The 23,650-nt window shown below is 46.6% G+C and carries 38 protein-coding genes (1 of these 38 cut by a window edge); 37 read left to right on the forward strand and 1 reads right to left on the reverse strand.

Going from position 1 to position 23,650, the window contains the following annotated elements; genetic code table 11:
- The first annotated feature begins 7 nt into the window (after positions 1–7).
- From rplB to B9D94_RS02500, 36 genes are all read left to right on the forward strand, one after another.
- A complete protein-coding gene (gene rplB, locus B9D94_RS02325) occupies positions 8–838 on the forward strand; it encodes a 50S ribosomal protein L2 (protein ID WP_006212918.1) in 831 nt (276 codons plus the stop codon).
- Positions 839–911: 73 nt separating this feature from the next.
- On the forward strand, positions 912–1,187 hold the full coding sequence (gene rpsS, locus B9D94_RS02330) for a 30S ribosomal protein S19 (RefSeq protein WP_006212917.1): 276 nt from the start codon (positions 912–914) through the stop codon (positions 1,185–1,187).
- Between the two features lie 37 nt (positions 1,188–1,224).
- Positions 1,225–1,557, forward strand: coding sequence for a 50S ribosomal protein L22 (rplV, locus tag B9D94_RS02335; RefSeq protein ID WP_006212916.1), 333 nt, complete (start codon positions 1,225–1,227; stop codon positions 1,555–1,557).
- Between the two features lie 13 nt (positions 1,558–1,570).
- Positions 1,571–2,236: a 30S ribosomal protein S3 gene (gene rpsC, locus B9D94_RS02340; RefSeq protein ID WP_006212915.1), complete on the forward strand. Its 666-nt coding sequence runs from the start codon at positions 1,571–1,573 to the stop codon at positions 2,234–2,236.
- Positions 2,237–2,238: 2 nt separating this feature from the next.
- Positions 2,239–2,673: a 50S ribosomal protein L16 gene (gene rplP, locus B9D94_RS02345; protein ID WP_006212914.1), complete on the forward strand. Its 435-nt coding sequence runs from the start codon at positions 2,239–2,241 to the stop codon at positions 2,671–2,673.
- On the forward strand, positions 2,663–2,860 hold the full coding sequence (gene rpmC / locus B9D94_RS02350; RefSeq protein WP_006212913.1) for a 50S ribosomal protein L29: 198 nt from the start codon (positions 2,663–2,665) through the stop codon (positions 2,858–2,860). Before rplP ends, rpmC begins: the two co-directional genes overlap by 11 nt.
- Positions 2,861–2,904: 44 nt before the next feature.
- Positions 2,905–3,171: a 30S ribosomal protein S17 gene (gene rpsQ, locus B9D94_RS02355; protein WP_006212912.1), complete on the forward strand. Its 267-nt coding sequence runs from the start codon at positions 2,905–2,907 to the stop codon at positions 3,169–3,171.
- Positions 3,172–3,207: 36 nt separating this feature from the next.
- Complete coding sequence (rplN, locus tag B9D94_RS02360) at positions 3,208–3,576, forward strand: 50S ribosomal protein L14 (RefSeq protein WP_006212911.1); 369 nt, start codon at positions 3,208–3,210, stop codon at positions 3,574–3,576.
- A 79-nt stretch (positions 3,577–3,655) separates the two neighbouring features.
- Positions 3,656–4,012, forward strand: a complete 357-nt coding sequence (gene rplX / locus B9D94_RS02365) for a 50S ribosomal protein L24 (RefSeq protein WP_006212910.1) — start codon at positions 3,656–3,658, stop codon at positions 4,010–4,012.
- A gap of 28 nt (positions 4,013–4,040) precedes the next feature.
- Positions 4,041–4,583, forward strand: coding sequence for a 50S ribosomal protein L5 (gene rplE / locus B9D94_RS02370; RefSeq protein WP_006212909.1), 543 nt, complete (start codon positions 4,041–4,043; stop codon positions 4,581–4,583).
- Between the two features lie 46 nt (positions 4,584–4,629).
- Positions 4,630–4,815: a type Z 30S ribosomal protein S14 gene (locus B9D94_RS02375; RefSeq protein WP_006037933.1), complete on the forward strand. Its 186-nt coding sequence runs from the start codon at positions 4,630–4,632 to the stop codon at positions 4,813–4,815.
- Positions 4,816–4,848: 33 nt separating this feature from the next.
- Entirely contained in the window at positions 4,849–5,247 is a 399-nt protein-coding gene (gene rpsH, locus B9D94_RS02380; protein WP_006212908.1) for a 30S ribosomal protein S8, read from the forward strand.
- A gap of 29 nt (positions 5,248–5,276) precedes the next feature.
- On the forward strand, positions 5,277–5,819 hold the full coding sequence (gene rplF, locus B9D94_RS02385; protein ID WP_006212907.1) for a 50S ribosomal protein L6: 543 nt from the start codon (positions 5,277–5,279) through the stop codon (positions 5,817–5,819).
- 112 nt (positions 5,820–5,931) lie between these two features.
- A complete protein-coding gene (rplR, locus tag B9D94_RS02390) occupies positions 5,932–6,300 on the forward strand; it encodes a 50S ribosomal protein L18 (RefSeq protein ID WP_006212906.1) in 369 nt (122 codons plus the stop codon).
- A gap of 26 nt (positions 6,301–6,326) precedes the next feature.
- Positions 6,327–6,824, forward strand: a complete 498-nt coding sequence (gene rpsE / locus B9D94_RS02395; RefSeq protein WP_006212905.1) for a 30S ribosomal protein S5 — start codon at positions 6,327–6,329, stop codon at positions 6,822–6,824.
- Positions 6,825–6,836: 12 nt separating this feature from the next.
- Complete coding sequence (gene rpmD / locus B9D94_RS02400) at positions 6,837–7,022, forward strand: 50S ribosomal protein L30 (protein WP_006212904.1); 186 nt, start codon at positions 6,837–6,839, stop codon at positions 7,020–7,022.
- A 45-nt stretch (positions 7,023–7,067) separates the two neighbouring features.
- A complete protein-coding gene (gene rplO, locus B9D94_RS02405; protein ID WP_006212903.1) occupies positions 7,068–7,508 on the forward strand; it encodes a 50S ribosomal protein L15 in 441 nt (146 codons plus the stop codon).
- Positions 7,508–8,806: a preprotein translocase subunit SecY gene (gene secY, locus B9D94_RS02410; RefSeq protein ID WP_036638431.1), complete on the forward strand. Its 1,299-nt coding sequence runs from the start codon at positions 7,508–7,510 to the stop codon at positions 8,804–8,806. The genes rplO and secY overlap by 1 nt, the downstream gene beginning before the upstream one ends.
- Before the next feature lie 88 nt (positions 8,807–8,894).
- Positions 8,895–9,539, forward strand: a complete 645-nt coding sequence (locus B9D94_RS02415; RefSeq protein WP_006212901.1) for an adenylate kinase — start codon at positions 8,895–8,897, stop codon at positions 9,537–9,539.
- Between the two features lie 5 nt (positions 9,540–9,544).
- Positions 9,545–10,297: a type I methionyl aminopeptidase gene (gene map / locus B9D94_RS02420; protein WP_006212900.1), complete on the forward strand. Its 753-nt coding sequence runs from the start codon at positions 9,545–9,547 to the stop codon at positions 10,295–10,297.
- A gap of 4 nt (positions 10,298–10,301) precedes the next feature.
- The gene (locus tag B9D94_RS02425) at positions 10,302–10,613 is read left to right on the forward strand and encodes a KOW domain-containing RNA-binding protein (protein ID WP_006212899.1); all 312 of its coding nucleotides are present in this window, start codon (positions 10,302–10,304) and stop codon (positions 10,611–10,613) included.
- A gap of 2 nt (positions 10,614–10,615) precedes the next feature.
- Entirely contained in the window at positions 10,616–10,831 is a 216-nt protein-coding gene (infA, locus tag B9D94_RS02430) for a translation initiation factor IF-1 (protein WP_006212898.1), read from the forward strand.
- Between the two features lie 131 nt (positions 10,832–10,962).
- Complete coding sequence (rpmJ, locus tag B9D94_RS02435) at positions 10,963–11,076, forward strand: 50S ribosomal protein L36 (RefSeq protein WP_003333770.1); 114 nt, start codon at positions 10,963–10,965, stop codon at positions 11,074–11,076.
- A 20-nt stretch (positions 11,077–11,096) separates the two neighbouring features.
- Complete coding sequence (gene rpsM, locus B9D94_RS02440) at positions 11,097–11,465, forward strand: 30S ribosomal protein S13 (protein ID WP_006212897.1); 369 nt, start codon at positions 11,097–11,099, stop codon at positions 11,463–11,465.
- Positions 11,466–11,484: 19 nt separating this feature from the next.
- A complete protein-coding gene (rpsK, locus tag B9D94_RS02445) occupies positions 11,485–11,880 on the forward strand; it encodes a 30S ribosomal protein S11 (RefSeq protein WP_006212896.1) in 396 nt (131 codons plus the stop codon).
- 134 nt (positions 11,881–12,014) lie between these two features.
- Positions 12,015–12,959 carry a DNA-directed RNA polymerase subunit alpha gene (locus tag B9D94_RS02450; RefSeq protein WP_006212895.1) on the forward strand — a complete coding sequence of 315 codons (945 nt, stop codon included), beginning with the start codon at positions 12,015–12,017 and terminating at the stop codon, positions 12,957–12,959.
- A gap of 39 nt (positions 12,960–12,998) precedes the next feature.
- Positions 12,999–13,364, forward strand: coding sequence for a 50S ribosomal protein L17 (gene rplQ, locus B9D94_RS02455; RefSeq protein WP_006212894.1), 366 nt, complete (start codon positions 12,999–13,001; stop codon positions 13,362–13,364).
- 346 nt (positions 13,365–13,710) lie between these two features.
- Complete coding sequence (gene truA, locus B9D94_RS02460) at positions 13,711–14,511, forward strand: tRNA pseudouridine(38-40) synthase TruA (protein ID WP_036638433.1); 801 nt, start codon at positions 13,711–13,713, stop codon at positions 14,509–14,511.
- A gap of 231 nt (positions 14,512–14,742) precedes the next feature.
- Positions 14,743–15,180 carry a 50S ribosomal protein L13 gene (gene rplM, locus B9D94_RS02465; protein WP_006212892.1) on the forward strand — a complete coding sequence of 146 codons (438 nt, stop codon included), beginning with the start codon at positions 14,743–14,745 and terminating at the stop codon, positions 15,178–15,180.
- Between the two features lie 20 nt (positions 15,181–15,200).
- A complete protein-coding gene (rpsI, locus tag B9D94_RS02470) occupies positions 15,201–15,593 on the forward strand; it encodes a 30S ribosomal protein S9 (protein WP_006212891.1) in 393 nt (130 codons plus the stop codon).
- Between the two features lie 314 nt (positions 15,594–15,907).
- Complete coding sequence (locus B9D94_RS02475) at positions 15,908–16,351, forward strand: MarR family winged helix-turn-helix transcriptional regulator (protein WP_006212890.1); 444 nt, start codon at positions 15,908–15,910, stop codon at positions 16,349–16,351.
- Positions 16,352–16,360: 9 nt separating this feature from the next.
- Positions 16,361–18,010, forward strand: a complete 1,650-nt coding sequence (locus tag B9D94_RS02480; RefSeq protein WP_148246400.1) for an MDR family MFS transporter — start codon at positions 16,361–16,363, stop codon at positions 18,008–18,010.
- A gap of 189 nt (positions 18,011–18,199) precedes the next feature.
- Entirely contained in the window at positions 18,200–18,892 is a 693-nt protein-coding gene (locus B9D94_RS02485; protein WP_006212888.1) for a phosphoadenylyl-sulfate reductase, read from the forward strand.
- Positions 18,893–18,945: 53 nt separating this feature from the next.
- A complete protein-coding gene (sat, locus tag B9D94_RS02490) occupies positions 18,946–20,115 on the forward strand; it encodes a sulfate adenylyltransferase (protein ID WP_006212887.1) in 1,170 nt (389 codons plus the stop codon).
- 71 nt (positions 20,116–20,186) lie between these two features.
- Positions 20,187–20,960, forward strand: coding sequence for an N-acetylmuramoyl-L-alanine amidase CwlD (gene cwlD, locus B9D94_RS02495; RefSeq protein WP_006212886.1), 774 nt, complete (start codon positions 20,187–20,189; stop codon positions 20,958–20,960).
- A 59-nt stretch (positions 20,961–21,019) separates the two neighbouring features.
- A complete protein-coding gene (locus tag B9D94_RS02500) occupies positions 21,020–22,126 on the forward strand; it encodes an Mrp/NBP35 family ATP-binding protein (RefSeq protein ID WP_148246401.1) in 1,107 nt (368 codons plus the stop codon).
- 65 nt (positions 22,127–22,191) lie between these two features.
- Here B9D94_RS02500 and gerD read toward each other — a convergent pair whose 3' ends face one another.
- Positions 22,192–22,902 (reverse strand): spore germination lipoprotein GerD, encoded by a 711-nt coding sequence (gerD, locus tag B9D94_RS02505; RefSeq protein WP_148246402.1) that lies wholly within the window; start codon positions 22,900–22,902, stop codon positions 22,192–22,194.
- A 160-nt stretch (positions 22,903–23,062) separates the two neighbouring features.
- Here gerD and B9D94_RS02510 point away from each other — a divergent pair, with 160 nt between their 5' ends.
- Positions 23,063–23,650 carry the 5' portion of a KinB-signaling pathway activation protein gene (locus B9D94_RS02510; RefSeq protein WP_036638446.1) on the forward strand. The gene runs 6 nt beyond the window's last position, so only the first 588 of its 594 coding nucleotides appear in the window; the start codon lies at positions 23,063–23,065; the stop codon falls past the right edge of the window.

The raw sequence follows: 23,650 nt of genomic DNA on the forward strand, positions 1-23,650 counted from the left end.
AAACTCAGTGCCTATTAAAAAGTATAAACCGACATCCCCGGCTCGACGCAACATGTCCGTGTCGACTTTTGAAGAAATCACCACGAATCAGCCGGAAAAATCGTTGCTGGCTCCACTGAGCAAAACAGCTGGCCGCAACAACCAAGGTAAAATTACGGTTCGTCACCATGGCGGCGGACACAAGCGTAAATACCGTATTATCGACTTCAAACGGAACAAAGACGGCATTCCAGGTCGCGTTGCTACAATCGAATACGACCCGAACCGTACTTCCAACATCGCTCTGATTCACTACGTAGATGGTGAGAAGCGTTATATCATCGCTCCTAAAGGTCTGAAAGTTGGAGACCAAGTAGTATCTGGAGTAGGTGCTGACATCAAGATCGGTAACGCACTTCCACTGGAAAACATTCCAGTAGGTACAGTTATCCACAACATCGAATTGAAACCAGGCAAAGGCGGACAATTGGTTCGTGCTGCTGGTACAGAAGCTCAACTTCTCGGTAAAGAAGATAAGTACGTAACTGTTCGTCTTTCTTCCGGTGAAGTTCGCCGCATCCTGAAAGTTTGCCGTGCAACCATCGGTTCTGTGGGTAACCAAGACCATGAGTTGATCAAAATCGGTAAAGCTGGTCGTAGCCGTTGGCTTGGACAACGTCCTGAAGTACGTGGTGTGGTAATGAACCCTAACGATCACCCTCACGGTGGTGGTGAAGGCCGCGCTCCAATCGGACGTAAATCGCCGATGTCTCCATGGGGCAAACCAACCCTTGGTTACAAAACACGTAAAAAAGGAAAAGCTTCTGACAAATATATCGTTCGCCGCCGCACGAAGTAATGCGCGTTTAAGTGCATAACTTCGTGACAGGCTCGAAGGTAACGAGACAATTTGGTGAAGGGAGGATTTCAATATGAGCCGTAGTTTGAAAAAAGGACCTTTTATTGACGGATATCTGCTCAAAAAAGTGGAGGACATGAACGCAGCAAGCAAAAAAGCTGTAATCAAAACGTGGTCCCGCCGTTCCACTATTTTCCCGCAATTTATCGGTCACACGTTCGGTGTATATGATGGCCGTAAACATGTACCTGTATATGTAACAGAAGATATGGTAGGACATAAGTTGGGTGAGTTTGCTCCAACTCGTACTTACAAAGGTCATGAAGACGATAAGAAAACGAGAAGATAATTTAATGAAGCTCTTTGTTTGAGAGGAGGTTAAACATATGGAAGCAAAAGCACATGCAAGATCGATTCGTATTGCTCCTCGTAAAGCTCAACTCGTTGTTGACTTGATTCGCGGTAAGCAAGTCGGCGAAGCGATCGCAATTCTTCGTCACACTCCTAAGGCTGCATCTCCAGTTCTTGAGAAGCTTTTGAACTCGGCTATCGCAAACGCTGAGCATAACTACTCACTGGATGTAACTAAATTGGTTGTGACGCAAGCTTATGTCAACCAGGGACCGACTATGAAACGTTTCCGCCCGCGTGCAATGGGACGTGCAAGCCGGATCAATAAACGCACCAGCCACATTACTTTGGTGGTAGCTGAAAAATAAGGAGGGAAAACGTGTGGGCCAAAAGGTAAATCCAGTAGGACTCCGTATCGGTATTATCCGTGATTGGGAATCCAAATGGTATGCAGGCAAAGACTTCGGTGATCTTTTGCTGGAAGACGTGAAAATCCGTGAATACCTGAAAAATAAATTGAAAGACTCCGCTGTATCCCGTATTGAAATCGAGAGAGCGGCAAATCGTGTGAACGTGACGATCCACACTGCGAAACCAGGTATGGTTATCGGTAAAGGTGGTTCCGAAGTAGAAGTACTGCGCGGACAAGTGACTAAAATTGCCGGCGGTAAAAAAGTTCACATTAACATTTCTGAAATCAAAAACCCTGAACTGGACGCAATTCTTGTTGCTGAAAGCATTGCTCAACAGCTGGAACGTCGTGTATCTTTCCGTCGTGCGCTGAAGCAAGCAATCCAAAGAACGATGCGCTCTGGAGCAAAAGGGATTAAAACATCAGTCAGCGGACGTCTTGGCGGAGCCGAGATTGCTCGTACGGAAGGCTACAGTGAAGGAACTGTTCCACTTCATACGCTTCGTGCAGACATCGACTACGGTACAGCAGAAGCGCATACGACTTACGGCCGTATCGGCGTGAAAGTATGGATCTATCGTGGAGAGGTTCTTCCTACGGCTAAGAAACAAGCTGCTCAGGAAGGAGGCAACTAATCATGTTGGTACCAAAACGTGTAAAACACCGCAAACAACAGCGCGGCCATATGAGAGGCCAAGCTAAAGGCGGTACGGAAGTAAGCTTCGGCGAATTTGGCTTGCAAGCTACTGAACCAGGTTGGATTACTAACCGTCAGATCGAAGCTGCGCGTATCGCGATGACTCGTTATATTCGCCGTGGCGGTAAAGTATGGATTAAGATTTTCCCAGATAAGCCGATTACTCAAAAGCCTCTCGAGGTGCGGATGGGTAGCGGTAAAGGTAACGTTGAGAAATGGGTTGCCGTTGTAAAACCAGGCAAAATCATGTTTGAACTTGGAGGCGTGTCTGAGGAGATCGCCCGCGAAGCGATGCGTCTCGCCGCTCACAAGCTGCCTGTTAAAACGAAGTTTGTGAAACGTGAAGAAGTGGGTGGTGAAGCAAATGAAAGCTAATGAACTGCGCAACTTAACCACTGCAGAAATCGAGCAAAAAATCTCCGGATTTAAAGAGGAACTCTTTAACCTCCGTTTTCAGTTGGCTACTGGCCAACTTGATAACCCAACTCGGATTCGTGATGTTCGCAAAGAAATAGCTCGTGCTAAAACCGTTATCCATGAAAGAGAACTTGGGATTAGTTAATGAAACAGAAACGATTGTTCTGTATTCAGGAAGGAGGCTAACAAATGAGCGAAGAACGTAATGCTCGTAAAGTGCAAATCGGTAAGGTTGTCAGCGATAAAATGGATAAAACCGTTGTTGTAGCTGTTGAAACTTATAAGAAGCATGACTTGTATCACAAGCGCATTAAATACACGAAGAAATTTAAAGCGCATGATGAAAACAATGAAGCTCAAATCGGAGATACCGTTAAAATCATGGAAACTCGCCCTCTATCCAAAGACAAACGTTGGAGACTGGTAGAAGTGGTTGAAAAAGCGGTTATCATCTAAGATATGATCAGTTTTCGATGGAAGGAGGAAATTTAAATGATTCAACCATTTACACGTTTAGCTGTTGCTGACAACTCCGGTGCGAAGGAACTGATGTGTATCCGCGTATTGGGTGGTACTGGTCGTCGTACAGCTCAAATCGGTGATTTGATCGTATGTTCCGTCAAACAAGCAACACCAGGCGGCGTTGTCAAAAAGGGTGATGTAGTAAGAGCGGTAGTCGTTCGTACGAAACGTTCTGTTCGTCGTAAAGACGGATCTTACATCTCATTTGACGAGAATGCAGCTGTTGTTGTTAAAGACGACAGAAGCCCACGCGGAACTCGTATTTTCGGACCAGTTGCTCGCGAACTTCGCGAAAGAGACTACATGAAAATCGTTTCCTTGGCTCCGGAAGTAATCTAATATAACACCCCAAAAAGTGACGTAACTTTTCGGGAACCCGATAAATAGTTGAACTGGCTAGTCATAGGAGGTGTAACGAATGCCTAAAGTGAAAAAAGTTCTGGAATCCCATAGCAACAAACTGCACGTGAAAAAAGATGATACAGTTATCGTCATCAGCGGTAAAGACAAAGGCAAAAAAGGCCGTGTCATCGCAGCGTACCCTCGTGAAAATCGCGTTTTGGTTGAAGGTGTGAACATGATCAAAAAACACCAAAAGCCAAACCAAATGAACCCACAAGGCGGTATCATCGAGAAGGAAGCTCCGATCCATGTATCGAACGTTATGCACGTTGATCCGAAGAGCGGAAAAGTAACCCGTATCGGTTACAAAGTACTGGACAACGGCAAAAAAGTTCGCGTAGCAAAAAGATCCGGAGAAGTTATTGATAAATAAGACGGTTGAGAAAGGAGGTCCTTGAATCATGGCAGCAAGAATGAAAGAACGTTTTTTGAACGAAGTAACTCCTGCTCTGATGCAGAAGTTTAGCTATAAGACAGTAATGCAAGTACCAAAAATCGAGAAAGTGGTTGTCAACATGGGTGTTGGTGACGCAGTATCCAACTCGAAAGTACTTGATTCCGCTGTAAACGACATGCAGCTGATTGCTGGTCAAAAACCGGTTATCACCCGTGCGAAGAAATCCATCGCGGGATTCAAACTCCGTGAGAACATGCCAATCGGTGTGAAAGTAACACTGCGCGGTGAGCGTATGTACTACTTCCTCGACAAGCTGTTCAACGTTACACTTCCACGTGTACGTGACTTTCAAGGCGTGTCCACCAAAGCATTTGACGGACGCGGTAACTATACGCTCGGTCTGAAAGAGCAACTCATTTTCCCTGAAATTGAGTATGACAAAGTGGATAAAGTTCGCGGTATGGATATCGTTATCGTAACGACTGCTAAAACCGACGAAGAATCCCGTGAACTGCTTGCTCAACTGGGCATGCCTTTCGCGAAATAAGACGGTTGTCCTTTTCTCCGAAACTATTTAGGAGGTGTCAGGCTAAGTGGCAAAAACTTCGATGAAAGTTAAACAACAACGTACACCGAAATTCAAAGTACGGGCATATACCCGTTGTGAACGTTGTGGTCGCCCACATTCGGTACTGCAGAAGTTTAAAGTTTGCAGAATTTGTTTCCGTGAATTAGCTTATAAAGGCCAGATTCCTGGCGTGAAAAAAGCAAGCTGGTAAGAAGTTTATAAACGGGAAGGAGGTTTATCCTACATGACTATGTCCGATCCAATTGCAGATATGCTAACTCGTATTCGTAACGCGAACACGGTTCGCCACGAAACAGTAGAAATGCCTGCTTCGACAATTAAGAAACAAATCGCTGACATTTTGAAGCGTGAAGGTTTCATCCGTGATGCGGAGTTTGTAGAAGACAATAAACAAGGGATCATTCGTGTATTCCTGAAATATGGTTCTAACAACGAACGCGTAATCACAGGTCTGAAAAGAATTAGCAAACCAGGTCTTCGCGTTTACACGAAGAGCAACGAAGTACCTCGTGTACTTGGTGGTTTGGGTATTGCGATCATCTCCACGTCTAAGGGAGTTATGACCGACAAAGAAGCTCGTCAATCCAAAGCTGGCGGAGAAGTTCTCTGCTACGTATGGTAATCAACGTCACAAGATAGGAGGTGTAATGAATGTCCCGTATTGGTCGTAAACCAATTGCTATTCCAAATGGTGTGGAAGTCACACTGGATAACACTGTAATTACTGTTAAGGGGCCTAAAGGAACCTTGACTCGTGAACTGCATAAAGACATGCAAATTACAGTAGAAAACAACGAGATCAATGTTGTTCGTCCTTCCGACAACAAAACACATCGCTCTCTTCACGGCACGACCCGCAGCGTTGTCTCAAACATGGTCAACGGTGTAACTGAAGGATTCTCGAAAAACCTTGAGTTGGTCGGTGTTGGATACCGTGCAAGCAAATCCGGAGATAAAATCGTTCTGAACGTGGGCTACTCCCACCCAGTTGAAATCACACCGGAAGCTGGTATCGAATTTGATGTACCGGTAAATACAAAAATCACTGTTCGGGGTATCGATAAAGAGCGCGTAGGTGCTTACGCTGCTAAGATCCGTTCCGTACGCGAGCCTGAGCCTTATAAAGGTAAAGGGATTAAATACGAAGGTGAACGCATTATCCGTAAGGAAGGTAAAGCTGGTAAGAAGAAGTAAGGTTAGCTAACCGGGGATTCGCCTGGTGGATAACTAGCCTCTTCTCCCATACTTACCCGATGCGTCTAAAAGTGAAGCTCTTAAGGCAAAACTGAAGGGAGGAAATGGAAGCATGATTACGAAACAAGACAAGAACAAAGCTCGCTTGAAAAGACACCTGCGTGTCCGTAAGAAAATCCAGGGCACAGCTGAACGTCCACGTCTGAACGTGTTCCGTTCTTCGAAACACATCTATGCTCAACTGATTGACGACGTGGCTGGCGTAACTTTGGCATCAGCTTCTACGCTTGATAAAGAATTGGCTGGCGACATTAAGAACGGCGGAAGCGTTGAATCCGCTCGTAAAGTCGGCGAACTCGTTGCAAAACGTGCTGCAGACAAAGGTCATAAATCGATCGTATTCGATCGTGGTGGATATTTGTACCATGGACGTATTCAAGCTCTTGCAGAGGCAGCTCGCGAGGCAGGCCTTGAATTCTAAGATATTTTCAAAAGGAGGTAAACGACTTGCGTGTAGATCCTAACACTTTAGAACTGACTGAAAGAGTAGTAAACATTAACCGCGTTGCTAAAGTTGTAAAAGGCGGACGTCGCTTTAGCTTTAGTGCACTGGTAGTTGTCGGTGATGGCAAAGGTTGGGTAGGAGCAGGTATCGGTAAAGCAGGCGAAGTACCGGATGCAATCCGCAAAGGTATTGAAGATGCTAAGAAAAACCTGATTCACATTCCACTTGTTGGAACCACTATTCCTCACCTCGTAACAGGTCACTTCGGAGCAGGCCGAGTATTATTGAAGCCAGCATCTGAAGGTACTGGAGTTATCGCTGGCGGTCCTGTTCGTGCAGTACTCGAACTGGCTGGTGTAGGCGACATTTTGACAAAATCTCTAGGTTCTTCGAACTCCATGAACATGGTCAATGCGACTTTGGAAGGGTTATCCCGCCTGAAGCGTGCTGAAGATGTTGCCAAGCTTCGCGGCAAATCCGTCGAAGAGCTGTTGGGTTAAGGAGGGAATCTCATGGCTAAACTTGAAATCACCCTCGTACGCAGCGTGATTGGTCGTCCAGAAGATCAGCGTGCAACCGTGAAAACACTCGGTCTTCGCAAAATCAACCATTCCGTTGTTCAAAGCGACAACGCTGCAATTCGCGGAATGATCAAGAAAGTAAATCACCTGGTTTCTGTTAAAGAAATCGAAGGTTAATCCCGGGTTGTTTTTCCCGGACATATTAAGGAGGTGCAACGAACGATGAAGTTACATGAGCTGAGCCCAGCACCTGGATCCCGCAAAGAACGCAAGCGCGTTGGACGCGGTACTAGTAGTGGTACGGGTAAAACGTCGGGTCGCGGTCACAAAGGACAAAACTCTCGTTCCGGCGGTGGTGTGCGTCCAGGCTTCGAAGGTGGACAGAACCCATTGTATCGTCGTCTTCCGAAGCGCGGTTTCGTAAACCCAACTCGGAAAGAGTACGCGATTGTGAACATCGAAGAACTTAACAGCTTTGCAGCAGGTACTGAAGTGACTCCAGAAGTTTTGGTTGAGAGCGGTATTGTTAACAATACAAAGAGCGGAATCAAAATTCTTGGCAACGGTGAAGTTACCGTTTCTTTGACTGTAAAAGCTAATAAGTTTTCTCAATCTGCGGTAGAGAAGATCGAGGCTGCCGGCGGTAAAACCGAGGTGATCTAATGTTTAAGACCCTGAAAAATATATGGCGTGTCGAGGAGCTTCGCAAACGGATTATATTCACCTTGTTCGTTCTGATTATTTTCCGTATTGGATCCTTTGTTCCGGTTCCCGGTGTTAACAAAGATGTCTTTACACAGACGAATCAGGCAGGTAACGAGTTGTTTGGTCTTCTTAACACGTTCTCGGGGGGCGCGCTATCGCAGTTTTCGATTTTCGCCCTTTCGATATTTCCATATATTACTTCGTCCATTATCGTACAGTTGCTGTCGATGGACGTCATTCCAAAGTTTGCGGAATGGAACAAACAAGGGGAACACGGGAAGAAGCAGTTGGCTCAAATTACTCGTTATGGTACGGTAATATTGGGATTGATTCAGGCCTTCGCAATGTCCGTCGGTTTTAACCGTATGTACGGCGCAGAAATGGTTCCTGGAGCAACGTTTATCGACTACGTTGTAATTGCGATCGTGCTTACCGCAGGTACATCATTCTTGATGTGGCTCGGTGAACAGATAACGGAACGCGGAATCGGTAACGGTATTTCGATCATTATCTTTGCTGGTATCGCTGCTGGTATTCCGATGCACATTCGGACAACGATTGAATCGAACTTCATTCAGGATGGTCAAGTGTTCATGAACACTTTGAAAGGTCTTATTATCCTTCTGATTTTGATTCTGATCATTACCGGTGTTGTATTCATTCAGCAAGGTATCCGTAAAATTCCGGTTCAATACGCCAAGCGTGTTGTAGGAAACAAAATGTACGGCGGACAGAATACTCACATTCCACTTAAGATTAACGGAGCAGGCGTTATTCCGGTAATCTTTGCGATGTCACTGCTGCAGTTCCCGGTCATTCTCGCCAGCTTCTGGGGACACATGAGTTGGGCGAAATGGATTACGGCGAACCTGGCTTATGACAGTCCGCTTGGAATGGTGCTGTATGTGCTCATGATCATTGGTTTCACGTTCTTCTACACCTTCGTGCAGATGAACCCTAACCAAATGGCTGACAATATGAAGAAGAACGGCGGCTATGTTCCAGGCATTCGTCCTGGTAAAGCTACCGAGAAGTACCTGACTCGGGTTATGACCCGTTTGACCATGACAGGAGCCCTGTTCCTGGCCGTGATCTCTGTACTTCCGGTATTCTTCGGATCACTTGCAGGTCTTCCACGTACGGTTCAGATCGGCGGTACATCACTCTTGATCGTTGTTGGTGTTGCACTGGACACGATGAAGCAGATCGAAAGCCAATTGATCAAACGTCATTACAAAGGTTTTATCAATAAATAGGCGATAGGTTCCGGCGAGTGGTCAGTCTGCTTCCCGGCGCCTATTGTGTTGTTCTTGCTAGTCAATCAAGGGGAGGGAGTGACGTAAGGTGAACATCTTATTCATGGGTCCTCCTGGGGCAGGAAAAGGAACACAAGCAGAAAACATCGTGAATGAATTCGGAATTCCTCATATCTCAACAGGCGATGCATTTCGTCTGGCGATTAAACAAGGAACTCCCATCGGGATTAAAGCGAAGGAATTCATGGATCAGGGTCTGCTGGTACCGGATGACGTAACGATCGGTATTGTGGAAGAACGTCTGCAGCAGTCCGATTGCGAAAAAGGTTTTTTATTGGACGGTTTTCCAAGAACCCTTTCGCAAGCGGAAGCGCTGGATGACATTCTCGCCCGCTTGAATACAGGTCTCAATCACGTCATCAACCTGAAAGTTGATCGTGAAAAGCTTCTGGCTCGCCTTACTGGTCGCCGGATTTGCAAAAACTGCGGTTCGACTTATCATGTGATCTTTAATCCTCCTAAACAGGAAGGCATTTGTGATAAATGCGGCGGCGAATTGTACCAACGCTCCGATGATAACGAAGAGAGCGTCGGCATTCGTTTAGACGAATATATCAACAAAACAGCACCACTCCTCACGTTTTATGAGAACAAAGGTCTTTTGCGTCAAATCGACGGTGATCAGGAAATCGACGCGGTTTCCGCACAAATTGCGTCTATACTGAGAGGTTAAGCATAATGATCATTTGTAAATCCGAAACGGAACTGAGCTTGATGAGAGAAGCAGGAAGGATCGTGGCGGAATGCCACAAACTCCTTGCCGCTCATGTTGAACCGGGCATTACAACCGGGGAACTGGACCTAATGGCCGACAAGTTCATTCGAAGCCAAGGCGCTGTGCCATCTTTTAAAGGCTACAACGGATTTCCTTCCAGCATTTGCGCATCAGTCAACGAAGAATTGGTGCATGGATTTCCAGGCAAACGCAAATTAATCGAGGGCGATATCGTTACGTTTGATATCGGTGCACAGTACCAGGGTTACCACGGTGACTCGGCATGGACCTACGCTGTAGGAGAGATTTCCGAAGAAGCCCAGCGTCTGCTGGACGTAACGGAAGGATCGCTCTATGCTGGACTTGCGCTAATCAAACCTGATGTCCGCTTGTTTACGATTTCTCATGCCATACAGCGTCATATCGAGGATGCAGGTTTCTCTGTTGTCCGGGAATACGTTGGTCATGGTGTGGGTACCGATCTGCATGAGGATCCGCAAATTCCGAACTATGGCATACCTGACCGCGGTCCAAGACTAAAACCGGGCATGGTGCTCGCGATTGAGCCGATGGTCAACGCGGGTAAACGGAATGTGAAGACGCTGGAAGACAACTGGACGGTTGTAACGGTAGACGGCTCGCTATGTGCCCACTTCGAGCACACGGTGGCAGTCACTCCGGATGGCATGGAAATTTTGACGAAGCTGCCGGAATAGGGTGATGGACTTGAATAACGAAATCACGTTTCAGACCGGACAGATCGTTAAGATACTGAAAGGCAGAGATGCCGGTCAGTATGCCGTTATCGTCTCAATTGAGGACAGCAGGTTCGTGTGGATCGCGGATGGAGACAAACGTAAGTTTGACGGAGCGAAGAAGAAGAATGTTCTTCATCTGGAGCCCCTATCCATCATCAGCAGTGAAGTGGTAAACAGTTTGCAAGAAAGCGGTCGGGTCACAAACGGTAAACTGCGTTTTGCACTGAGCCGGTTTGTATCCGATAAATCCAAGGCAAATCAGAAAGGAGACTAACTGTGGCTAAAGAAGATGTCATTGAAGTCGAAGGGACGGTCATTGAGCCGTTGCCGAATGCTACCTTTAAAGTCGAGCTGGAGAATGGTCATCAGATTCTCGCTCATGTATCCGGGAAGCTGCGGATGCACTTTATCCGTATCCTTACAGGAGACAAAGTGGTTGTTCAACTCTCGCCGTATGATTTAACCAAAGGTCGTATCACGTACCGTAAATAGATTTAAGGTTCCCCTGGGGAATCAAGGAAAGCTGCGAAGCGGTTTTACTGACGTAAAACTCAGCAGCGGTTACAAACTACTTTAGTTTCGAAGCTGGTTTTACAACGTAAAACTACGAGGAGGTAATTAGCATGAAGGTAAGACCTTCTGTAAAGCCTATTTGCGAGAAATGCAAAGTCATTCGCCGCAAAGGGAACGTAATGGTTATCTGTGAAAATCCGAAACACAAACAAAAACAAGGTTAAAGAAGGGGGTGTAGCGTAAAATGGCTCGTATAGCTGGTGTGGATTTGCCACGTGACAAACGCGTTGAGATCGCCTTGACTTACATTTTCGGAATCGGTAAAACGACTTCCCAGAAAGTATTGAAAGAAACTGGAATCAATGCGGACACTCGTGTCCGTGATTTGACAGAAGATGAAGTCAGCAAATTGCGCGAAACGATCGACGGTATGGTTAAGGTTGAAGGTGACCTGCGTCGTGAAATTTCCTTGAATATTAAACGTCTCACGGAGATCGGCTGCTACCGCGGTATTCGTCACCGTCGTGGATTGCCTGTTCGTGGTCAACGTACTAAAACGAATGCTCGTACACGTAAAGGTCCTCGTCGTACCGTAGCGAACAAGAAGAAATAAGAAAGGGGGATAATAGACAATGGCTAAACCAAAAAAAGTCGTACGTACTAAACGTCGTGACCGCAAAAATATTGAAAGTGGCGTGGCTCATATTCGCTCCACATTCAACAATACAATCGTAACGATTACGGATCCTCACGGAAACGCGATTTCTTGGGCAAGCTCCGGCGGCCTTGGATTTAAAGGTTCCCGTAAGTCGACCCCGTTCGCTGCGCAAATGGCTGCTGAATCAGCTGCCAAAGCGGCTATGGAACACGGTATGAAAGCGGTGGAAGTAATGGTTAAAGGTCCTGGTGCTGGTCGTGAAGCAGCAATTCGTTCTCTGCAAGCAGCAGGTCTCGAAGTAAACCTGATCAAAGACGTTACACCAATTCCACATAACGGATGCCGCCCACCAAAACGTCGTCGCGTATAATGAAGTCATCCTGTTAATGTGGTATAAATCCGTTGCAATCTGCTAATAATGGTTGTTTAGGCATACTACTACATGGATTACTGGATAAGATGACAGTTTCATATAGGAGCGACGTTTGAAGGAGGGGTACTTGCGTGATTGAAATCGAAAAGCCGAAAATTGAGACCGTTGATGTCAATGAAGAAGGAACCTATGGGAAATTCGTTGTTGAGCCTCTAGAGAGAGGATACGGCACGACGCTGGGGAACTCGCTTCGCCGCATCCTGCTGTCCTCACTCCCGGGCGCTGCAGTTACATCGATTCAAATCGATGGCGTACTTCATGAATTTTCCACGATTCCGGGTGTCATGGAAGACGTGACCGAAGTCATCCTGAACCTGAAAGCTTTGTCTCTGAAAATTCATTCCGATGAAGAGAAAGTGTTCGAGATTGATGCGGAAGGTGAAGGGGTTGTTACTGCTGGTGATATCCGTGCGGATAGTGATGTGGAGATTCTGAATCCAGATCTTCATATTGCAACGCTCGGCCCTGGTGCAAGACTTCATATGCGTATTTTTGCCAGTCGCGGTCGTGGCTATGTCCAGGCGGATCGGAACAAACGCGATGACCAGCCTATCGGCGTCATTCCCGTCGATTCGATCTACACTCCGATTAGCCGTGTGAACTACGGCGTGGAAAATACGCGTGTTGGTCAAGTGACTAACTACGACAAACTGACGCTTGAAATTTGGACGGATGGCAGCATTCGCCCAGAAGAAGCCGTTAGTCTCGGCGCGAAAATCTTGACCGAGCATCTGTTCCTCTTCGTGGGTCTGACCGACGAAGCCAAGGATGCAGAGATCATGGTTGAGAAAGAAGAAGACAAGAAAGAAAAAGTGCTTGAAATGACGATCGAAGAGCTGGATCTTTCCGTTCGTTCCTACAACTGCTTGAAACGTGCCGGCATTAATACGGTACAAGAGCTGACTACGAAAACCGAAGAGGATATGATGAAAGTCCGGAACCTCGGACGCAAATCCTTGGAGGAAGTTCAAGAGAAGCTTGAAGAGTTGGGACTGGGACTTCGTACGGAAGAATAGCATAGATTCGGCTTAGCTTAGCAAAGGAGGGAAAAACACATGGCATACCAAAAGTTGGGCCGCGATTCCAGTGCGCGTAAAGCGTTGTTCCGTGACCTGGTAACCGACCTTTTCTTATATGAACGCATTCAAACGACAGAAGCCAAAGCGAAAGAAGTTCGTTCGATCGCTGAGAAACTGATCACAAAAGCAAAAAAAGGTGATCTGCACGCTCGTCGTCAAGTAGCTGCATTCGTGCGTCGTGAAACAGTAGATGGCGAACAAGATGCAATTCAAAAATTGTTCTCCGAAATCGCTCCACGTTACTCCGAGCGTCCAGGCGGATACACTCGTATCCTGAAGCTGGGTCCTCGTCGTGGTGACGCAGCTCCAATGGTTTTCTTGGAACTGGTGGATCGCGCGTAATTTAGCTTTGTTCCATTGAAGTGACTGTAGTTATGTATGCCCGGCTCTGTAGAGGTTTATTCTTAGAGCCATGAACGGGAAGTGGTGCGAGATATAGTCGATCATCTGGTTCGACTCGTCTCGACTACTCCATGGGCAGTAATAACGGGGACCTTCTAGTCATGTGGCTGACTCGAAGGGTTCGGCTTAACATGATGAAAAGGAGCTCCTATGGGGCTCTTTTTTTGATAATGTGTATTGGCTTTAGGCTGGTATCCCAATAGCTCCGAATAAGTGAAGGCGTCAAAACGCCTCAGCAGAACGAGCCTTGGAAATACTGAGCTAAAAAGCACTCAGGAGGCCAGCAATGCGTAATCTTCTGATGAGGGTCAGTTACGACGGTACCGATTATAACGGCTTTCAGACCCAGCCCGGTGGCCACACGATTCAGGATTATTTGGAGGAAGCAATTCATCGCTTGTCCGGAGAACAGCTCAAGATTACTGCTTCTGGCCGGACGGATGCTGGGGTGCATGCACGCGCCCAAGTATTCAATTTCTACACAGCTTCTCCAATTCCCTTGGAGCGTTGGTGTATGGCATTAAACACCTGGTTGCCGGAAGATATCGTAGTTTCGGATGCGATGGAGGTACCTCTGGAATTTCATTCCCGCCATGCAGCCAAACGCAAAACCTACCGCTATACGATCAATGCGAATCAGCATCCGGACTTATTCAATCGCCGCTATCAGATCCATCATTATGGACAACTAGATATCCCAGCGATGGAGCAGGGACTTCGTCATCTGATCGGAACGTATGACTATACAACGTTTGCGTCGCGGAAGTCGACGAAATCGTCCCATGTACGTACTATATTTGATGCCTGGTTTGAGAGGGATACCTCGATGTGCCGCCCCGGCACTAGAGATCAGGGGGTTATTCATACGTACTTATCCGGGAATGGATTTCTGCAGCATATGGTTCGAATTATCATGGGCACGCTGATTGAGGTCGGGGAAGGCAAGCGTCATCCGGATGATATGAAGATCATACTGGAGGCCAAGAACCGGGCAGCAGCCGGGCCTACAGCCATGGGCAAGGGCCTGATGTTGTGGGAAGTGGAATACGATATCACAGGGAATGAGAATCCGCTTCAGGAATTCTGATGTTCCGGCGGTAATGCGCAAGGTTTCAGGTAGTAAACCTAAAAAACACTTGCGTAAGTGGGCGTAATCCTGTATTATATAAGTTGTGTTTTCTTAACGGCTCTCCCACAGCCCCGGTTAAGAAAATGCCGATGGCAAGACTGCAACACCATGACAATGCTTTACACATGAACGAAGATAAATGATGAAAATTAATGATGATTTTCGGACGAATACAAGGAGGAACTATACATGCGTACCACCTATATGGCGAAGCCAAATGAAGTTGAGCGCAAATGGTACATCGTTGATGCCGAAGGCAAGACGCTTGGCCGTTTAGCAAGTGAAGTTGCGGCTCTGATCCGCGGCAAACATAAGCCTCAATTCACTCCACATGTTGACACAGGGGATTTCGTGGTTGTTATCAATTCCGAGAAGATCCACCTCACTGGCAAAAAGATGGAGAACAAGAAATACTATCGTCACTCCCTGCACCCAGGTGGATTGAAAGTAACTGTTGCTCAAGACCTGATTGCTAAATACCCAGAGCGTGTAATCGAAAGTGCGGTTCACGGCATGCTTCCTAAAACTCGCATGGGCGAAAAAATGAAGCTGAGACTGAAAGCATATGCAGGCGCAGCGCATCCACATGAAGCACAAAAACCAGAAGCTTACGAACTTCGCGGTTAATTAAAAAGGAGGACAGTTTCATGGCACAAGTACAATACTATGGGACAGGTCGTCGTAAACATTCGGTAGCACGTGTACGCCTCGTACCGGGTGAAGGACGAATTGTCATCAATAAACGTGATATTAATGAGTACTTCGGTTTGGAAACACTCAAACTGATCGTTAAACAACCTTTGAATCTGACAGAAACACTGGGCAAATATGACGTGCTTGTCATCGCACACGGTGGCGGCATCTCCGGTCAAGCTGGAGCAATCCGTCACGGTATCTCCCGTGCTCTTCTGAAAGCAGATCCTGAATTCCGTCCTTCTCTGAAAAGAGCTGGATTCCTGACACGCGACCCACGTATGAAAGAACGTAAAAAATACGGTCTTAAAGCAGCTCGTCGCGCACCTCAGTTCTCGAAACGTTAATATTCTCGATCTACGAAGCTCTTGGCCAATTATGGTCAAGAGCTTTTTTATGTTTGTCCACAATGATATGCACATAACCGCAGGTGAAGCATGTGATATCACATCAAATAAAACAGGTTGTGCACATGATGTGCACAACCTGAGGATATAGGAACCGATTGCACCTCCATTCCGCTGAAAATGACATCCATCACCACTTGACTTGATATGTAAATAGAGATATATTAATAAATGCAAATTAATTAAGTACTTAAATAATTAATATTTAATCATTAATTGATTAAATGATTTTGAATGTGGTAAGGGGGATATTGTTGGATAAAAGTGAACAGATTTTCAAAGTATCATCTATGTTTCGTGCCCTGCTAAAGAACATATCGCAGGAATGGAAGAAATCAGGTGCCGGAAAGTACAATGTCACATACCCACAATTTCAAGTGTTGTATGTTTTAAAATTGCGGGGGCCGCAAAAGGTATCTGATCTTGCAGAGGCCTTGTCCTTGACCCCACCGGCAATTACGGGGCTGACGGATAAATTGGTCGCAGAAGGATATCTGCAGAAAGAGCGTGCTGAGGATGACCGCAGAGTCGTGAATATCACGATCATGGAGTCCGGGCTTGAGATCATTAGAAGTGTGAAAAGAGATCAAAAAGAAGTGATTCAGGGGTTCTTTGACAATCTCTCTGAAGAAGACATAGAGCATCTAAATCGGATTTTTTCCTTGATGCTGTCAAACATAGATAATCAAAATGGGTAGAGGTGGAGCATGGAGCATTTAACGCTTAAACGTAAAGTTTCAATTATGGTAGCCATTATGGCCGCAATGTTCTTCGCAGCCATTAACCAGACGATAACAAGCACGGCAATGCCGCGAATTATCGCTATTCTTGATGGCATGGATTATTATACATGGACCATCAACATTTATTTGCTGACATCAACCATAGCAACGATACTGGTTGGTAAGCTGTCTGATATGTTTGGACGTAAACCGTTCATCTTAATAGGTATATTATTTTTTATGTTGGGGGCCTTTCTTACGGGTACATCAACAGATGTGTACCAATTCATCATATACCGCGGTATTCAGGGTATTGGTGCCGGTATAATCCAATCGACAGCATTTATGTCTGTCGGTGACTTATTCCCACCTCGAGAACGTGGTAAGTGGATGGGACTCATGACAGCCGTATTCGGCTTCTCCAGTGTCCTTGGACCAACTCTTGGCGGATACCTGGTAGATAACATTGAGTGGCGCTGGTTATTCTGGATCTTCCTGCCGCTGGGCGTGGTAGCCTTTATCATGATCTGGTCGTTATTTCCGAAGGTTGAGCGCAAGACAGGACAGTCCGTTGACTATCTGGGCTCCTTGTTTCTTACAACTTCCATCGTTCCCTTGCTGCTTGCTTTCTCTTGGGCGGGCACGGAGTACCCTTGGGGGTCACCGGAAATTATCGGTCTTATAGCAGGCTCGGTTGTATCGGCCCTCATCTTTATTTTTATCGAGATGAAAGCCAAAGAGCCGATTCTGCCGCTCAGTTTGTTTAAGAACAGCGTAGTTACGGTATCCAATCTGATTGGATTCTTTATGAACTTTGGTTTGATGGGTGCCATGATTTATATATCCTTCTATGTTCAAGGCGTACTTGGTATCTCACCAACATATGCGGGTTATGTAACCATACCTATGTCGATTTTCATGATGGGTATGAGTGCGATAGCAGGCCAGCTTATCGCTAAGAGCGGTAAGTATAAACGCTATGCACTTATTGGAGTTCCAATTATGATGGTGGGCATGGGCATTATGGTGTTTATGGACAATATCTGGCTTACTGTGATCAGTACCGTGATTTTCGGTATCGGTTTGGGTCTGGGCATGCCGGTCTTCTCTTTAGCAACTCAGAATGCGGTATCTCACCAGGAGCTTGGCGTGGCAACGGCTTCGTCTCAATTGTTCCGTAATCTTGGAGGTACAATTGGTATCGCGGTTATGGGTACAGTTATGTCGAATAATCTGACGAAGAACCTGAAGGAATCACTTCAATCGGCTAATGCGCCGGATTTTAGCTCTGTGGATCCGCAGCTAGCGCAGCAGTTGCTGTCCTTCGCCAATCCGCAGACACTGATGAATAAGCCGCTCATCGAGCAGACACAGGCAAATCTTCCTGCTGATGTACAGCCTTTATTCGTGCAAATGATCGACACGATCCGTGATGCGCTTGGGAATACATTGTCCATGGTGTTCCTGACAGGTACGGTAGTTCTGGCAGTAGCACTGCTGCTTGTCTTCTTCTTGAAGGAAATTCCGCTGCGAACGACAAATCAGACACCTGCTCCAAAATCCGAGGACACGGATGGAAAAGGTTCCAGTCCTGTTGCCGCCAAAGCTGCAGAGGCAACCGTGGCAGTAGACTAAGTTTGCTATTTGTCAAAATGTTTGGAAATTGGGGTAACATGAAGACCTTTCCTGCTAGTGCAGGAAAGGTTTTTTCGTTTTTAAAGGTGTCGATTTGATGGTTGACATTTATTAGGATTGTTTTATACTGTATTTAATTCATATTATTTCAGTAGGATTATCGGGATTAATAACGGGGGAGGCATAATCATGAATTTGCTGGAGAAAGAAGATTTAATCAGAGTGCAGGCAGAAGAGCTTGAGCATGCAACGGCTGAGGAAGTCATAGCATTTGCGATCAAGACATTTCCCAATATAACGTTCGCTTGCAGCTTTGGAGCAGAAGATGTGGTATTGGTGGATATGATTCAGAAGATCAGCCCATCAACAGATATTTTCTATCTGGATACCGATTTTCATTTTAAGGAGACCTATGAAACTCGGGACCGGATGGCAGAGCACTACAGCTTGGAGTTTGTAAAGGTATCTCCTCTCATTACGCCGGAAGAACAGGCAGCTCAGTTTGGGGAAGAACTGTGGAGGGTTAGCCCGAACGAGTGCTGTAACATTCGTAAGGTAGAGCCGCTCACTCGGATTCTGTCCCAGTATGAAGCGTGGATTACAGGAATCCGCAGGGATCAAGCTCCGACTCGTGCCAATTCGAAGAAGATCGAATACGATACGAAGTTTGGTTTGGTCAAATTCAACCCCATTGCAGCTTGGACAAGTGAAGACGTGTGGAATTATATCCGTGCTAACGATATTATCTACAATCCGCTTCATGATCAGAATTATCCGAGCATTGGCTGTGAGTATTGCACTCGGCAGGTCTTTCCTGGGGAAGATCCGCGTGCAGGACGCTGGTCAGGACATGAGAAGACGGAATGCGGACTTCATAAATAAGAATCCATTAATAAGATGTTAATTCATTCATAGCAACAGAGGAGGAATCATTCATGACAGCCATACTCCCTCATGGAGGTACGCTGGTACAGCGGGTAGCCCACGGAGAAGAGCGTGACGTTATTTTGAAGCAGGCAGACACTTTGTCTAAGATATCTGTTAACGCCTGGAGCATATCGGACCTGGATCTCATTGGAGTCGGGGCATTTTCGCCATTGCAAGGGTTTCTTAACGAGTTGGACTATAAGTCAGTCATATCCACGATGCGTTTATCTAATGGCACGGTGTGGAGCATTCCAGTCACACTGGCTGTTGATGAGGATACAGCGGCTAGCCTCGTTGTAGGCGAGAAAGCTGCGCTGGTAGGAGAAGAGGACGGTGTGATCTACGGCGTTATCGATGTAGAGAGCATCTATCAGGTAGATCAGCAAGTCGAGGCTGTTCAAGTATTTAAGACAGACGATCCGGAGCACCCTGGTGTAAAGAAACTTTTTGAACGATCGGCAATCTACGTAGGAGGCCCCATTCAAGTTTTGAACCGCCCGCAGCCGGCAAGGTTTGGGGAATTTTATTTTGATCCGGCAGAAACCCGTGAACAATTCAGAGCCAAGGGCTGGAATACGGTTGTCGGTTTTCAAACACGTAACCCGGTTCATCGTGCACATGAGTACATCCAGAAGAGTGCAATGGAAATTGTGGATGCACTTTTTTTAAACCCGCTTGTGGGGGAAACCAAATCAGATGATGTCCCTGCTAATGTACGAATGAAGAGTTATCTGACATTGCTGGAGAATTACTATCCTGAGGATCGTACCTTTTTGGGTGTATTCCCGGCTGCGATGCGTTACGCAGGGCCTAGAGAAGCTATTTTTCATGCGATCGTTCGGAAAAACTATGGATGTACCCACTTTATCGTCGGCCGGGATCACGCGGGGGTTGGCGATTATTACGGTACCTATGAAGCGCAGGAAATTTTCAGAAACTTCACGGCGGAAGAGCTTGATATTACACCTCTTTTCTTCGAACACAGCTTCTTCTGCACAACCTGTGGAAACATGGCCTCAAGCAAAACATGCCCGCATCCAAAAGAGAACCATCTGACCTTGTCCGGAACCAAGGTGCGTGGTTTGCTCCGGGAAGGTCTCTGTCCGCCGCCGGAATTCACACGTCCGGAAGTTGCTCAAGTGCTGATAGAGGGTATGAAAGAACAGATCACGGTATAACAGAAGGTATAAATAGCCACCTTGTCCCATATGATGGAGTAGAACAACTCATGGGACGAGGTGGTTTTGTTATGTCCAGGCGGAGATCGGACAAGGTTACGGTGTGGATATCGTTGAAGAGAATCAAGCAAACCATAATAGGGATCGCGCTGCTGGCACTGCTCATTATCGTGGTGACGTACGAAATCCCAACTGCCAAAACGTCCAATACCTGGAGTTTGCCGCTTTCCGGCAAAGTCATCGCACTCGATGCAGGACATGGTGGGCCTGATGGTGGGGCGGTAAGCCGGCAGGGTGTCATCGAGAAGGATGTGAACCTGGCCATTACCCTCTATTTACGTGATTACTTGCAGCAAGCCGGAGCTCTTGTCATCCTGACAAGAGAAGGAGACTACGACCTCGCTGCAGAAAGCACGAAGGGGTATTCCAAACGGAAAACAGAGGATCTCAAGCAGCGTGTGCGGAAGATTGAAGACAGCAAGGCGGATATGTTTATCAGCATGCATCTGAACAGCATTCCGTCTAATCGCTGGAGAGGGGCACAGACGTTTTTTCCTCCGAATAATGGGGACAGCAAAAAGCTGGCTGAATTAATCCAGGATGAGATCAGGAACAATCTGGAGAACACGCAGCGTCTGGCAAAAACGGACGATAAAATATTTTTGCTGCAAGCTCTGCGCATGCCGTCTGCGCTGGTGGAGGTAGGTTTCTTGTCCCATCCACAGGAATCCGAACTGCTCAGGGATGAGAAATATCAGAGAATGGTCGCAGCTTCCGTCTACAAAGGAATTTTGCGTTATTCCTCCGGCGATTCCATCAGCGAGTCGTCACAAGCTGCAGAGTAATGGTATAATAGACGCGATATTGAAACATCTATTCCATTACATAGAGCAGAGGTGCTTATATGCTGACTAGAGAAACGGTACAGGAGATACTCCAGCCTTTACGTGATCCCGAAACTGGGAAGAGCTTGATGGAGCTCCAGCGTATTCGTGATATTGTTGTAAAGGAAAGCACGGTGCGGTTATCTGTGATTTACAGCAGCGAAGATGTACGCGCTTCCCTGGAAGCGCAGATCCGAGAAATCCTTGAAGCCATGGGGGCGGAAGATATTCATATCCGAATGCGCCCTCTTGACAGTAATGCAGGTGGAACTGCGCGTGCTAAAGAGCCAAGCAATGAGGACAAGTTGACGAAGGGACATGCTGCCGGCATGGAGGATAACACTCTCCTGAGCGAGCAGTCAGGGATCCATTTTATTGCGGTAGCCAGCGGTAAAGGCGGGGTAGGCAAATCCACCGTTACTGTGAATTTGGCTGCTGCCTTGGCTCGTCAAGGCAAGAAGGTAGGATTGATTGATGCTGATATTTATGGGTTCAGCGTGCCAGACATGATGGGGATTGAAGAGGGGCCAACCGTGACCGAAGACGGCGTGATTATTCCGGTTGAGCGGTTTGGTGTCAAAGTCATGTCGATGGGTTTCTTCATCCGCGAGAACAGTCCTGTGATTTGGCGTGGACCGATGCTTGGCAAAATGCTTCGTCAGTTCTTCAGTGATGTCGCGTGGGGCGAACTGGATTACATGCTGCTGGATCTCCCTCCAGGCACAGGTGATGTCGCTCTTGATGTGCATCAGATGATTCCACAGAGTAAAGAGATTATCGTAACGACTCCGCATGCAACCGCCGCATTTGTTGCAGCCAGAGCAGGTGCAATGGCATTGCAGACCGATCATGAAATACTGGGTGTTGTGGAGAATATGTCATACTACGTATGTGCGCACGGTGGGGAGAAGGATTATGTATTTGGCCGTGGAGGCGGCGGAAAGCTTGCCGAGACACTTCATACCGAACTGCTCGCGCAGCTTCCGTTAGGAGGACCGGACAATCACCCTTCCGAGCCGGATTTCTCTCCATCCGTTTATAAATCGGGAACAGAGAGTGCAGTCATTTATGATGAAGTAGCCAGAAGAATTACGTCCAAGCTTGAAGACAACAACGAACGTAAATAAATTACTGATGTATATAATCAACAAGCTCCCATACAGGGAGCTTGTTGTTGTTTGAAGCTATGTGTCTAACCTCCGCCACCGCTTTCACCGCTCTCTTCTCCACCTTCGCCGCCATTCTCACCGCTTCCGCCACCGCTGCCCTGCTCGCCCTGCGCTTGACCTTCACCCTGTTTCTTCTTCTCTACCTTAGGTTGAAGCTCTTCCTTCACCACCGACTTGAGCAGCTCCAGCACCTCCATACGGAAGAGCGGATTTTGCATGGCTTCCTGCATTACGGTCATGGACTGTTTGCGATAGTCCGGCGTATTGGTCAGTTCAAGAAACGATTTCATGACATCCGGCGATTTCAGCATATCCTGAATGGCCTTTTGATACGTTGGATCTTTAATCAGCTGCATATGGAGCTGTTTGCTTTCGGAATTGATCGCTTTGGCAAAATCACCGGCAAATTTAGGGTCGGTCATAATCTTTTCGATTTCTTTTTTATACTCGTCTGACACTAGTGTATCCTTAACAGCCGTACGAATCTGTTCACCCGATTGAGCGGAAATCATCCGCATTCCCATCGACCCACTGCTGGAGGTGCCTCCAGATCCACTGCCAAGCGCCTCTTCGACTGCCTTTTTTCCTTCGTCAGTTTTCAGAATGTCGACCACCATGGATTTGATTTCTTTATATCCAAGCTGCGGGGACGAGCTTTGTTCTGCACCACAAGCGGTAAGCACCATGGCAGCAACGAAGACGATAAAACATAAACGAAATAACGGCCACTTCATTACCGTTGTCCTCCTTTTGTCTTCTGTATAAGTACATCGATACATGTTTTCTTACGGTTCTACGGATAGTATGCGATGGTTTTGCGGAAATATGTCGGATTCAGAATGGTTTTTTATTGTGAACGTTGGTAAAATAATGATCTGTGGGGGTGGAAGTTAGTTGAGCTTACGAAAGTGGTCTAAATTATTTTTGAAAACGCTGCTCGTTGGAGCAGTTGCTGCATTAATTGTAGGTCTGATACTGCAGCTGTTTAATGGTGCGATCGAATTCACAGGATGGGCCGATGTATTAATATACCCGTTGATTTTGTTAGGCTCGGGGGCGCTCGTGAGTGTGTATTCCCAGATGGGCTTTTTTGCATACCTGACTCTGAATTATATGGGGATAGGCATATTCCGCAGGAAGACCTGGCAATACATTCAGATTGTGCTCGCTGTTCTTGCATTACTGGAGCTGATGTTCTTCCGTACTTTCGTCGGGGGTTCAACAAGCTTACAGCAGGATTTGATTTTGGGAATCGCAATTCTGATTATCGCAGTTATGGTTGCTTATCTAAAAGTGAAGAGCACGAATGCTAATGCGTGGATTCCAACTCTCTTCTTTATGATGGCGATTTCCATTGTTGAGATTATCGGGGTACTCCAGATCGGAGTAAGCAACGCGACCATATTTATGGTGGTACCCTTGCTGATCTGTAATGCATACCAGATTCTGACGCTTCATAAAGTTACACAAGACGAAAAAAAG

It is taken from the genome of Paenibacillus sp. Cedars, assembly GCF_003184205.1.
In the GTDB taxonomy this organism is placed as follows: Bacteria; Bacillota; Bacilli; order Paenibacillales; family Paenibacillaceae; genus Paenibacillus_AQ; species Paenibacillus_AQ glucanolyticus.